The organism is Acinetobacter sp. YH12102, from assembly GCF_013419125.1.
Lineage (GTDB): Bacteria > Pseudomonadota > Gammaproteobacteria > Pseudomonadales > Moraxellaceae > Acinetobacter > Acinetobacter pseudolwoffii.
Window position 1 is genome coordinate 65,800 of the sequence record NZ_VPAS01000004.1, and the last position, 12,948, is coordinate 78,747.

A 12,948-nucleotide genomic window follows, 5' to 3' on the forward strand; every position below is an offset into this window, starting at 1 on the left:
GGAGTTCTCTCTTGGATAAAACCTGGCAAAAATGGCTGGCCAAACGCTTTCAATTTTCTCAGCAGAAACAGCTCTCGCAGAAAGACGTCTTGGTATTTATTTATCAGCAGGGCTATCTGTATCTGGTGTTGATCTTGATCACCTTTGTGGCAGGGGTAAATTATGCCAACAACCTGATTTTAGGTTTCTGCTTTTTAATCAGTGCTGTGCTGTGTATCAGTTTTTATCTGACGTTTAAGCAGCTGCATGGCTTGAAGATTGAATTGATCGCAGATGATGTGGGGCAGGTCGGTCATAGCGTGAATCTGCATCTTTATTTTCAACAACAGCAACTTCGCCCGCGTTATTTGTATATCAAAGCAGGGAATCAGCTAGCGAAAGTTTATCTGAATGCGCAAAAACAGCAATTTATTCTGCCATTTTATGCAGAGCAACGTGGCAAGTTTGATTACCCGGTGATTCAGATTTATTCAGTCTATCCCTTTGGTTTAGTTCGGGCCTGGACCTATCTTTATCATCAGCATTCGGCCTGGATCGCGCCCAAAGCTGAAGTTTTTAGCACAGAAAATAAATATCATCTCAACCGATTTGAACCAGATATGGATGAGTTCCGTGAATTACGCAATTACCAGTCAGGTGATTCCTTGCAGGCGGTGTCCTGGAAGCAGTTTGCTCGTGGACAAGGCCTGTATGTCAAAGTTTTTGAGCAATATCAGGATGAACACAATATCGAGATTCATTATGCGCATATGCCGAGTCAGTCACATGAAGAAAAACTTGAATTTGTGATGGGGCTGGTCGAGCAATGCGAGCAGCAGCAATGTGCGTATAGTCTGCATTTGCCACAGGCCGAATTGCCTCAGGGCGCAGGTGAAGAACAACTGCGGAAAGCCAAACAATTGTTGGCGCAGGCCTAAGGCGGGTAAATTCATGATCAATGCAAAAATCCGTACCTCGATTGTGCTGACTTTGGGCCTGATTCTCATCGCCCAGATGGCATTTATTCCGGTTCTACTCAGTATTATTTTTGCGATTAGTATTGTATGTATCTGGAATTTCCTGAAACGTCAGCAGCCATTTCCTAAAATTGGCACCTTCTTGCTCACAGTTTTGGCACTGGGCAGTATTTATTTAAGTTATCAGAGCTTTATTGGTGTTGAAGCTGGAGTGGCAGTTTTATCGACATTTTTATTTGCCAAATCACTGGAAAGTAAAAACAGGCGTGACTTAATTATTTTGTTTAATTTTGCCCTATTTGTCGCTGCCAGTTCATTTTTATACAGTCAGTCATTTGGCATGGCGATCGTGATTGTGCTGTGTTTAATCAGCTGTCTGATTGGCCTGTACCGGATTCAGACCAGCGAGTTTGAGCAGGAGCCGACCACCCAGCGTGCCGCCTTACAACAGGATGCCAAGCATGTAGCGAAGTTTATCCTGTACGCCATTCCATTTTTCCTGCTGCTGTTTATTTTCTTCCCGCGTTTGCCACCACTTTGGCATATTCCCATCCCAGAAAATAAAGGCGTGACCGGTATTAGCGACAGCATGTCGCCTGGTGATATTGCTGAATTATCGCAGTCTAGTGCATTGGCTTTCCGGATTATCGGTGATGTCAGCAAACTCCCACCGCGTTCAGAGCTGTATTGGCGCGCCTTGGTACTGGATGAATATGATGGTCAACGCTGGACCAGCAGCTTCGTCAATCAGCAACCTTTAATGCGACAGCCCATGGATAGCTCGCCAGTGCCGGTTGGATGGAACTATCAATATCTGGCTGCGGATCCTTCGGTGTTCTGGATCATGGGGCTGGAAAAATCGATACCTGTAGAGCGCCGTTATTATAACCGTCAGGACTGGAGTATTGTACCGCGACGACTCACGCAACGCGTTGAACCGATTCCGCTGCAGTGGATTGGGACACAATATGATCCTCAGGCTGTAGGTCAATATCTCGCGCGAATCAATAGCCAGGTACAGCGCAGATTCGACCCTCGAGCGCAGCAGCTGGCACAACGCCTATATACGCAAAGTGCTGAAGATCCACGCCGTTATGTGCAGAACGTTCTCAACTGGTATCAGCAGAATAACTTTGTTTATACCCTGAAACCGGGCCAGTTGGGACAAAACCGGATTGATGAATTTCTATTTAATTCGCGGCAAGGGTTTTGTGAGCATTATGCATCGAGTTTCGTCATGCTGATGCGTTATGTCGGGATTCCTGCACGTGTGGTGACTGGTTATCAGGGTGGAGAACTGGCACCGGATCGTAAGAGTTGGGAGGTCCGGCAACTGGATGCTCATGCCTGGACAGAAGTCTGGTTAGATCAGAAATGGCAGCGCTTTGATCCGACTGCCATGATTGCGCCACAACGTATAGATAGCGGAATGCAAAACCTGATGTCTCAAGATGAAAGAGTTTGGTCAAATAATTCGACCTGGACATCGCAGAATAATCAGTGGATGACCAAGATGCGGGTCTGGAGCGATTATGCCAGCTACCAGTGGCAAAGCAAGGTGGTGGGTTATAATGCAGAATCGCAACAGAACTGGCTATCAAAATTAGGTCTGAGTTCGGCTTATTCGAGTATTATCGTTTTGCTCGGCAGTATTGCACTACTGATTCTAGCCTATGGACTCAGAATTTATCTAAAAGCCCGACAGGCTCAATCCCCATTTGATCGTGCTATCCAACAGTTGAATCAATCTTTAGCTGACGATCTCAAAAAACAGCCTGCTGAAACTTTTCATCACTGGATGCAGCGTTTATCCCAACAGGTTAAGGTCGAAAATCAGTCTGCATTTATAGAGGCAATCCGGATTTTTGAAAAATATCTTTATTCAGGAGCAGAACTTACTGATCAAGAATTGAAAAAATTCAAGTATTTGCTTAAAACTTGTGCTGATAGTTTAAAAATCAAATGAAAAGACTTGTCTTCAGTCAGAAAAATTTATAATATGCCATGCATTCTAGGTGTATAGCTCAGTTGGTTAGAGCGCTACGTTGACATCGTAGAGGTCTCCAGTTCGAGTCTGGATATACCTACCAAAATTATGAATTAGTATAAAGTAATATGACTGTATACTAAAAAAAAGCCTCAAAATTCAATGTTTTGAGGCTTTTTTATTGCGTTTAATAACGATATATAACGCTATATACCGCTGGTATTTTTGTATCACAGTACGTATCATTAAAATAAATCGAACTCGTGATACAAAATTATATGAAAAGAAGTGAAATAAAAAAGATACCTTTATCGGATACCGCATTGGCTAATCTAGAACCTGAGAGTGTTGATTACAGGATTAGAGATAGTGGCAAGTTATATTTTTTTGTGAAGAAAGATGGAAGTAAGTCTTGGCAATATCGCTCTAAAAATGAATTGGGAAAGGACGGTTATCAGGGGTTAGGTAGCTACCCAAACGTAAGTGGACAATATGCTAGAAAAAAAGCTAGTGAATTAGCACTTAAAGAATCAAATGGTGAGATTGTTAGATTTAGCAAACATTATAAAAAACATATTGATAGTAAAAAAAACTTAACATTTGAAGTCATTATCAATGATTGGCTTGAAACTAAAAAAAATACTTGGGATGAAGAAACGTTTTATAAAGCTAAAAAATCAATCCAAAAACATGTGATAAAGGAATTTGGTTATAGAGAATGTATATCAATTAAAAAGAAAGAATGGTTTGATTTCTTTCAAAGATTAAGAACAGTTAATAAAATTAATAATCAAGTTGATAAACTAATCTCATATTGTACAAATGCCTATGATTTAGCAAATATCAAAGGACTAATTGAGGAGAATCCACTAGTAAGAATGTCTAGGCATATTACTCGGTTTACACAGGGGAATATGAGTCATGTTGAATTACATGAATTGCCTGAGTTAATAAATAAAGTAAGAAATTATCCAAGTAGGAGAATGGTTATCGGAATTGAATTAGCTATTTTACTCTCTCCAAGACCTTCTGAATTACGTTGTGCCACTTGGGAGCAGTTCGATTTTAAAAAGAAATTATGGAATAGACCAGCTGAGGTTATGAAAGGGGGTATAGCACATACAATCCCTTTACCTAAACAAGCAATTACACTTTTGAAAGAGTTAGAGACATATAAAACTGAATCACCATATCTATTTCCTAGTCGTACGACTTATCAAAAGCCTATATCAGATGGGACGTTTAATGCCGTGCTAAACCGTTGTGGTTACAAAGGAAAGCAAACTATGCATGGATTTAGGCATATAGCGAGTACGGCGCTAAATAACCAATTCAGCGATAAAGAACAAGTGATTGAGGTATGTTTAGCACATAAGAAAAAAGGTGTTAAAGCTGTATATGACAAAAGTAATCATCTAGAGGAAAGAAAGTTAATCATGCAATGGTGGGCAGATCACATAGAGCATATATCAAAATGAAATTACTATCATATTATAAAGATAAGGACTCGAATGAATTTGGATTAAGGGTCTTAAGTCTTGAATATAGCGCTGAATTTGAAGATCAGATGAATGAGTTTGAACCACAAGTGTTAGTTGCAGAACTAGAATCTGAAAATTTACGAGTTATTAAATTAGCAGAAAAAAATTGGTATGGATTTGGATTGTATCAACCAAAGGATGAAATTATAGGTGATCTGGAAAAGTTAAAAGATATACCAAAGGTTATTTTTCTAAGTACAAATAGTGACTTAAAATCCAAGTGGAAAGAGAATGGATGTTTAGTTTGTACTGATGAAGAATATTATAAAGAATGTAGAAATATGCTATTTAACTCATTACTATGAATTTGATTTTTTGGTAATAAAGTGTTATAATAAGATATATTATATGTTAAGACCACATTTGTATAAAAAATATAATTTATAAATTAAAAATAATATTTAAATTTTTTTCATCTAACTATTTTGATGAATTTATTTTTTTCATAAGTCTAAAAGATCATTTTATTTTCTATTTTTTGAAAAAATTTTTTTTTAAAATTTTTATGTATTTTATTTTACCTTTTTTATTTCCTTTATATAAATGTTTTCTTAGATATTTTTTTATTAAAAATTTAAAAAAGGGGAAATTATGTTAGAGAAAAATTTTGAAATTGATATGCTTGAGGTGAATTTATATGTAGATCATGATGCAGAAAAACTTTCAAATGGAACTTATATTTATTCAAAAAATTATTTAAAAAATTTGAATGAATTAAAAAATATTTCAGATAATGATGTTGTGCTTAAAAATAAGCCAAAATGGTTAAGCTCTGAAGATGGAAAAAATATTAAAATCACATCATTAAGTAGTAGTTGTATTAATGTAAGTGGTAATATTTATAAGTGGTTGAAAAATGAGAATATTCTTGGTGAAACAGACTTAATTAAATTGGTTTATGAGTTTGTACAAGTTTTACAAACTATGAATTTAGTTCATCCTACATCAGCACAAATTCAGAGAATCATTAAAGGTGATTATAGAGTTTATAAAGCTGATGTTAAAAGGGATTTGATATTTGAAAACAAGGATCGTTCATTAAGATATTTAGACCACATTCAACGTATTGGTTATTTTCCCAATAAGGCTAAAGAGAAGTATCCAAATGGCGTATATTTCGGTAAAAAAAGTAAAACAAGATGGTCGATTTGCTACTATCATAAATCTACTGAATTAAAAGCCAAATTACAAAGGTTTAACACAGAACCAAAGCTCTTTGAATTAGCAGAAAGAATGATCAGAGCAGAGGCTAGTGTTTATAATGATCAACTTAAAGAATGGAAGTTATCATATGGATATCAATGGGGAAACAAATCGTATGTAAATAATTTGTTTAAGGAAAAATTTTCAAGACTACGCTTACCTGATCAAGATAAAAGAGACAAAGTTCTTGATATTATAGATAAAAATGACAGAAAATTTTATACATTATTAAAAGAGGGGTGTATAGAAGATTATTATAGTAGATCAACAATACATAATAAAAGAATGAAATTTTATACAGAGTATGGTGTAGATATTGATTTAATTAAGAAGTATAAAAATGTATAAAAAAATCAATAATAAAAACAAATTTGAAAATAAAAATAATTCGACACATGCAGTAATAAAGGAAATGCATTTTATGAAAAATTTAGATATTAGGGGGAATAATAAGAATGAAAAAATTAAGATTAACAAAAAAAGAAGTATGCCATATTTTGTCTATAAAGAGTGATAAACTAGATAAGTTGATTAAAACTGATATTTTATTTCCTAAGCCATATAAAGAGGGAAATCAAAGGCAGTCACCAGTATATTTTGACGCTGTTGCAATAGAAACATGGTGGAATCAAAAAATAAATTTTAATTAGATATGACATTCAAAGCGATACTTTATGTATCACTTTTTTTTATCTATTTTTTAACACTCTATAGACTGTTGCAATTCCACACCCAACAGCTTTAGCAATTTCTTCTTTTGTTAATCCTTTAATATTTAGTTCTTTTATTCTTTGGTGTTTAGTTAAGTCTGCTTTTTTGCCTGTTGGGATATATCCACTTCTTTCTAAACCTTGTTTGATACGTTCTCTACGTTTGTCATTGTCTAGTCGTGCCATAGTAGCAAGAAGATCAATCAACATGTTATTAATCAAATTTAAAATAGAGCTAGTTATGCTTTGATCTTCATCAAATTTCATATGTGTTGTGGGTAAATCAGCCACAACTAATCTTAAACCTTTTTCTTTAATACGATTTTTCAGAATTTCAAAATCATTTTGTGATAAGCGTGACAAACGATCTACACTTTCAACAAGCAAGGTGTCTCCGTTCTCAGATTCTTCTAATAGTTTGTTTAGGATAGGGCGATTTAGTTTTGTACCTGATTCATTCTCTATGTATTCCACATGTTCATGATCATTGTAATTTTTTGAGAACAATTTTAAGTCATCTAATGCACGCTCGGCATCCTGATCTTTAGTACTAGCTCTTACATAAATTCGAATAGTCATTATCGTATACCTATATACTTTTAAGTCTTATGATAAATCTATCTTTTAGTTATTACCAGAGCTTAAATGAGAGAAAATTCATGATGATAAGAAATTATTTTGTAGGTATAGTTAAAAGATAAACTTTAAAGTTAAAGTATTTGGAAAAGTTCTAAAAGAATACTAGTAATAGATTTTTAAGAGGGAATGATGGATTACATCGAGAAACAAGTCTTACAAGGGAAAGCTGTATTATTTTTAGGTGCGGGTGCTTCTTATAATTGTACTAATAGTAAAAAAGAGAGAATAGGTTTTACTGGAAATGAGTTATTAAAAAAAATAAATGAAGAGTTTCTAGGAAACACTGATGAACCATTGACATTAGATTTTGCATCAACAATGGCTATACAGATTTCTGGTAGAGAAAACTTTGATCATTTTATTAAAAGCCTTGTCAGTGATTTTGAACCTACTGATGAACATAGACTAGTCACAGAGTTCAAATGGAAAGCAATTTTTACTACAAATTATGATGAAGCAATTGAAACAGCATTTAAAGAAAACAAATCTTCATTGCAAAAAGTTGAAAAAATTATTAGTGATAATGACTCTATACAAAGAGTGATAGTCAATCCTGAAAAGTTGCCAGTAATCAAAATTCATGGTTGTATTTCGAGAATTAACGATAACAGAGTTCCATTAGTAATCTCAAATAGTGACTATAGAAGGCATTTAGAAAATAGATCAAGTCTTTATCAGTATTTGAGAGAATGCCTAACAAGTGATTTAGTAATTTTTTATGGTTATGGGCTAGCTGATGCAAATATAGTAGGTATTTTGGATGATTTAGAAAAAGAAGGTATAAGTCGAACACGTCATATATGGTTAGATCCTTATATGAAAGAATTACAAAAGGGTTTTTGGCAAACTAAAAATTTAGAATGTAAAATTAATAACTTGTATGACTTTCTAAGTGATATTAAAAGTAAGCAAGATAGTAACTTATTGTCATTGAGTAGCGTTTTAAAAAATGACTCAATCATTTCAAAATTAATACCATCGAATGATAGACCAAATGAGGCGTTGGAATCCTATCTTTTAAAGCAGTTAGTTTATGCTGAAATGACTGATGAAATTCAAAAAGAGATAGAGAATTATAACGATGAGATTTTTTATAGAGGAAATGCTCATGGCTTTAGTTGGGTTGCTAAAAAACTAGACTTTCAAAGAGCTATAGAAAGAACATTAGAAGAGGAATTATTCCAAAATTTTGAAATATCAAATCATTTTTTTAACTTCTTAATTGTAAATGGTTATGCGGGTAGTGGAAAAAGTGTTCTTTTAAAAAGATTGGCATGGAATGGGGTTTCAAAGTTTAATAGTAACTGTTTTTATCTTAATGAAGGAGCTACATTAAATACAAAATTAATTTTTGATTTAATGAGATTGGTTAAAGACCCTATAATAATTTTTGTTGATGATATTTTAGAACACCAAAATGAAATATTAGAAATAAGAAACTATGCTATTAAAGATTGTGCAAAAATATTTATTGTTGGTACAGCTAGGACTAATGAGTGGAATAATAGTGAAAATATATTAGATAAGCTAAATCCAAAATTCTTTGGCTTAAAAGATTTAAACGATTTTGAGGTTAAAAATCTAGTAAATAAATTAAAGGAATTTAAAGCAGAAGGGAATTTAAAGGATTTAAATGATTTAGAGAAATATAAGTTTATTAAAGAGAAAAGTAATAATCAACTTCTTGTAACATTATTAGAAGCTACTCATTATGGTCAAGAATTTTCAGAGATTATCAAGGATGAGTATGAAGGTATTTATGATAGATCTGCAAAAGACCTTTATTTAAGTATCTGTTGTTTTCACCGTCATGGTCTCGAATTAAGAGCAGGGATGATTAAAAGACTAAGTGGGATAGATTTTGAACAGTTTAAAGAGAAATTTTTGCAACCTCTTGAACTTTTAGTTGTTAGTTATTTTAGTTATAAAGTTAATGATATTGTATATACAACTAGGCATTCGCATATAGCTCAACATGTTTTTAAACAAGCATTTTTATCAGAGATGGATAAAGCACAGCAATTAATAAAAGTAATTAGATATTTAAATATAGGTTTTGACACAGATTCAAAAGCTTTAGATTTTATTTTAAAAGGGAAAGTTTTAGCTGAAGAATTTAGTAATAAAGAGTTAGCACATTCTATCTTCAATGTTGCTCAAGATATTGGTGTTAACAATGCATTTATATTACATCAAAGAGCTATTTTTGAGATTAACCATCAAAATCCAAATTATGAGCTAGCTTTAGATTATTTAAAGCGTATTAATAGCATTGAAGGATATTATGATATGCGTACTGTAGAGCATACAAAAGCAAATGCCTATAGAAAGATTGCATTAAATTCATCATCTAAACAAGATAAAATAAAATATAGAAATTTAAGTTTAAAATTATTAAATGAAAATATTAGAACATCTAATAGAACATCAATGCCTTATCATACAAAAGGTTTAGTTTTACTTGATGAAATTAGAGATTGTGATAATGAAAATGATCTTGTAGATATTATAAAAGATTTTGAAAATAATTTATCCGCTGGATTTAAAAAATTTCCATATGATGAAAGTTTGACTGTACTAGAACATGATTTTTCTGATGAAATCGATAATTCACCTAGAGCGATTGAAAAGATTAAAGAAGCTCTGAGAAAAAATAGTGATAATATTTACATTGTACAAAGGTATGCAAAATTTTATATTAAAAAGAAAAATTTTTCTGAAGCTAGAGCCTGTATGCTAAATTTTTTAAGAAATGATGTTAACAATCGTGCTATCAATTACCTGATGGCTTCCTCTTATGTTAAAGAAAATGAAAGCTTAAATTTTCAACATGCTATTAAATATTTAAAAAAATGCTATTCACCAAAAGATACTAATTATGAACCTAAATTTTTACATGCTTGCCTTGAATATATATATCAAAGTGAAGAAAAAGCGCTGAAAATATTTGTAGATCTAAATCAATCAAATGTAAGTCCAAAAATTAAGAACAAACCTACACATGTAATTCGAGATTCAGAAGGTAATGAAAAGTTCTTTGATGCCATAATCGTAACTATTAATGATCAGTTTGGATTCGTGAAAACGACCAAATACACTGAAAACATTTACGTACATAAATCGACTATATCTGATGAGGAGGATTGGGAGGCTTTAAGACCTGGCGATCCTCTAAAAATATCGATTTGGTTTAGTTTTAGAGGTCCTAGAGCTAAGACAGCTATCATATAGTAATTTTTAAGGTGCTTTTATACAGCACCTTATTTTTTATTCAATTTCTCATTTAATATCATATTATTTGTTATCGCTTCATCTAGCGCTTTTTTTCGTCTGTAATCTAATTCATTTACTTCAACATTTCTTACATTGATACTTATACTCGGATACAGCTTTTTCAGTTTTGGCTCTACATGGTTTAGGAATTTTTGAGCTAAATTTTTATCTGCAATAAACTCACATTTACTTTTTTTAAGTTTTCCGTTTAGGCTGATATAGGCATGAGCTTTGTCTTCATCTTTAATGCCATATTTGCCTTGTTCAAGCCCAAAACTTGGTGTCCAATCATCACGCATAGTTTTAGGTAGATCGCCATGTTTCAAAAAAGCTTCAATGGTATAAAGTTTTTTTAATTCTTCGTCTTTCATCATTACTCCATGATCATTAGACTGATTTAATGATGTAATCTACACCTAGTACCATTTCTCTAGACCAATATTCTGCTGTTTCTTTTGCTTCTTCATATTCATCAAATTGCCCATCAGAAATTGCTTCTTTTCTTGAGGATGTAGTGACGATTTCTCCTCCATCACCAACAAAATAATTTCCTGATTCTAATAGTTTTACAATGTACCCCATGATTACACCGTTAAAGCTAGACTATAATTTTAAATTACAATAATTTAAAAGCTATCACCATTAAAAAATACGATTTTTCAGATTTATATAACTCAATATTATTAGACAAGGAAACACAATGAAGTTAAAAGATGCGGTTGACTATATGCTTGATACAAATAATACGCTAAGTGATTTCGATGCATATATGATAGGGGTAGCATATGAAGGTAATGATTCTTTCTTATTCGTAAATCTCACCATAGATGATGAAATAGAAAATAATGCTCTGTATTACCATGCCCATGTTACAAGTGGAAAAGTTGGGAGTTCAGAGGGGGAGGAGGATTTTTATAGTGCAGACACTATCGAAGATTTACTTGATCAATTGCCTCTGATTGCTTCTGATTTGAGCTATCATGTCTATAAGCTAGATGAAGATGTGTTAGGATTGAGTAGTGAATATGCATTAAAAGCACTATTTCCAAGATTACCAAACCCTGATGTATGTGATCTTAAAGAGTTCAAGCAAGAAGCGATTAAGCTTATTACTATGTTGAATAAGTAACAAAAACTTATTTAGGACGTTTTATTTTGTATCACAGTATGTATCACAAAATAAATATTTATATATAAATTTAATAAAAACAATTATTTGATTAAATTTTTGGTAGTGGATATACCTACCAAGATTCAAAAAAGCCCATTCAAAGAATGGGCTTTTTTATGACTTAATTTTAATGTAATAAATTTAATTGTTTCATAAAGTCCAGCCTGCCCTCAAAAATACAAAAAATAGCAGGACTAAACTCTTAAAGCATATAAGGATTATGTCTGGTATTTTTTAGGTCATTTTAAAATCAAGATAAAATATATTTTATAAAAAATCTTTATTTAAACCTGACATATTTTAACTGAACTATTTAAAGTATCTAGTGTTCTGTATTCCGATCTAAACAAATTTAAAGCATACTCCAAGGATGTTCATCTGGCTTCATTTTAACTCAGGATGCATAAGTGAAATATTCATTTATACAACAGGCTTTCACTGGCCCCGTGGATATCGTTGGGGATATTCATGGCGAGATTGCAGCACTGGAACAACTGATTCATGTGTTGGGTTATGACCGACACGGTCGTCATCCTGAGCAGCGTAAACTGATTTTTGTTGGTGATCTGTGTGATCGGGGGCAAGACAGTGTTGCGGTGATTAAACGGGTCAAACAACTGGTAGATGAAGGCTATGCACAATGTGTGATGGGTAATCATGAATTGAACCTGTTGATCGATACTTTTCGGGAAGGCAATGGCTGGTTTTTTGGTTCACCGCATCAGGATGATCTGAAACCTTTTGATTCCATACAGGCTTCAGCCACAGACCATAAGTGGATTCTGGATTTTTTAAATCGCTTGCCGGTGGCGCTCGAGTCTGAGCAGCTGCGTGTGGTACATGCCTGCTGGCATCAGCAATCCATTGATCGATTACGTGATTCTCATTTCAATTCGCTCAGAGAAGCCTATGCTAAATTCGTTGAGCATACAGCGCTGGATTTGCAAGCCTTAGGTATTAATGAATTAATACAGAATGAACAGCAACAATACCAACACCAGTTCAAAGACCCAGCTGCAACTTTACCTTTATTGCAACACCTCGCAGAAAAAGAGCTGCGTGAGCAGATGCATAATCCAATTCGGGTCATCACTTCAGGTGCAGAACAGATCGCGGTGCAACCCATTTACGCCGGTGGCCGATGGCGCATGATCGATCGTTTGCCATGGTGGGACAGCTATACCGATCAAATTCCAGTGATTACTGGGCATTATTGGCGAAACTTTAAAACTACTGAAGAAAAGGCCGGACTATTTAAATCGATCGATGCATTGCAATGGTATGGACAGCAACAAAATGTATTTTGTGTAGACTATTCAGTGGGCAAACGCTATCTCGATCGTCAGCAGGGCGTCGCGTTCAGACATCGACTTGGCGCTTTAAGATTTCCAGACAATATTCTGATCTTTGAAGATGGCACCCATTACCTGGTTCAAGGGACTTAATCAGATAGAGTCTTCAGAAGTTT

Annotated in this window: 12 protein-coding genes and 1 tRNA gene; 10 read left to right on the forward strand and 3 right to left on the reverse strand. The window is 33.7% G+C overall.

Features of this window, described 5'->3' with window-relative positions:
• Positions 1 to 11 precede the first annotated feature (11 nt).
• From FTU42_RS04780 to FTU42_RS04810, 7 genes are all read left to right on the forward strand, one after another.
• On the forward strand, positions 12 to 917 hold the full coding sequence (locus tag FTU42_RS04780) for a DUF58 domain-containing protein (RefSeq protein ID WP_180075217.1): 906 nt from the start codon (positions 12 to 14) through the stop codon (positions 915 to 917).
• 13 nt (positions 918 to 930) lie between these two features.
• Entirely contained in the window at positions 931 to 2,922 is a 1,992-nt protein-coding gene (locus FTU42_RS04785) for a DUF3488 and transglutaminase-like domain-containing protein (RefSeq protein ID WP_180083100.1), read from the forward strand.
• 47 nt (positions 2,923 to 2,969) lie between these two features.
• Positions 2,970 to 3,046, forward strand: a tRNA-Val gene (locus FTU42_RS04790).
• Positions 3,047 to 3,221: 175 nt separating this feature from the next.
• Positions 3,222 to 4,421: a tyrosine-type recombinase/integrase gene (locus tag FTU42_RS04795; RefSeq protein WP_159515925.1), complete on the forward strand. Its 1,200-nt coding sequence runs from the start codon at positions 3,222 to 3,224 to the stop codon at positions 4,419 to 4,421.
• Positions 4,418 to 4,789 carry a hypothetical protein gene (locus FTU42_RS04800; RefSeq protein WP_180083101.1) on the forward strand — a complete coding sequence of 124 codons (372 nt, stop codon included), beginning with the start codon at positions 4,418 to 4,420 and terminating at the stop codon, positions 4,787 to 4,789. Before FTU42_RS04795 ends, FTU42_RS04800 begins: the two co-directional genes overlap by 4 nt.
• 286 nt (positions 4,790 to 5,075) lie before the next feature.
• A complete protein-coding gene (locus FTU42_RS04805; protein ID WP_180083102.1) occupies positions 5,076 to 6,035 on the forward strand; it encodes a phage/plasmid replication protein, II/X family in 960 nt (319 codons plus the stop codon).
• Between the two features lie 107 nt (positions 6,036 to 6,142).
• Positions 6,143 to 6,337, forward strand: a complete 195-nt coding sequence (locus FTU42_RS04810; RefSeq protein ID WP_009386867.1) for an AlpA family transcriptional regulator — start codon at positions 6,143 to 6,145, stop codon at positions 6,335 to 6,337.
• Between the two features lie 39 nt (positions 6,338 to 6,376).
• On the opposite strand, the gene FTU42_RS04815 is transcribed toward FTU42_RS04810, so the two are convergent.
• Positions 6,377 to 6,976 carry a recombinase family protein gene (locus tag FTU42_RS04815; RefSeq protein WP_159515922.1) on the reverse strand — a complete coding sequence of 200 codons (600 nt, stop codon included), beginning with the start codon at positions 6,974 to 6,976 and terminating at the stop codon, positions 6,377 to 6,379.
• 189 nt (positions 6,977 to 7,165) lie between these two features.
• Between FTU42_RS04815 and FTU42_RS04820 the strand changes: the two genes are divergently transcribed.
• Positions 7,166 to 10,267 carry an SIR2 family protein gene (locus FTU42_RS04820; protein WP_180083103.1) on the forward strand — a complete coding sequence of 1,034 codons (3,102 nt, stop codon included), beginning with the start codon at positions 7,166 to 7,168 and terminating at the stop codon, positions 10,265 to 10,267.
• Positions 10,268 to 10,296: 29 nt separating this feature from the next.
• On the opposite strand, the gene FTU42_RS04825 is transcribed toward FTU42_RS04820, so the two are convergent.
• Entirely contained in the window at positions 10,297 to 10,680 is a 384-nt protein-coding gene (locus tag FTU42_RS04825) for a hypothetical protein (RefSeq protein WP_180083104.1), read from the reverse strand.
• Positions 10,681 to 10,696: 16 nt separating this feature from the next.
• Positions 10,697 to 10,891: a hypothetical protein gene (locus FTU42_RS04830; RefSeq protein ID WP_180083105.1), complete on the reverse strand. Its 195-nt coding sequence runs from the start codon at positions 10,889 to 10,891 to the stop codon at positions 10,697 to 10,699.
• Between the two features lie 118 nt (positions 10,892 to 11,009).
• Here FTU42_RS04830 and FTU42_RS04835 point away from each other — a divergent pair, with 118 nt between their 5' ends.
• Both FTU42_RS04835 and FTU42_RS04840 read left to right on the forward strand, forming a co-directional pair.
• Positions 11,010 to 11,438, forward strand: a complete 429-nt coding sequence (locus FTU42_RS04835; RefSeq protein WP_180083106.1) for a hypothetical protein — start codon at positions 11,010 to 11,012, stop codon at positions 11,436 to 11,438.
• Between the two features lie 449 nt (positions 11,439 to 11,887).
• Positions 11,888 to 12,925 carry a metallophosphoesterase gene (locus tag FTU42_RS04840; RefSeq protein ID WP_180075548.1) on the forward strand — a complete coding sequence of 346 codons (1,038 nt, stop codon included), beginning with the start codon at positions 11,888 to 11,890 and terminating at the stop codon, positions 12,923 to 12,925.
• Positions 12,926 to 12,948 lie beyond the last annotated feature (23 nt).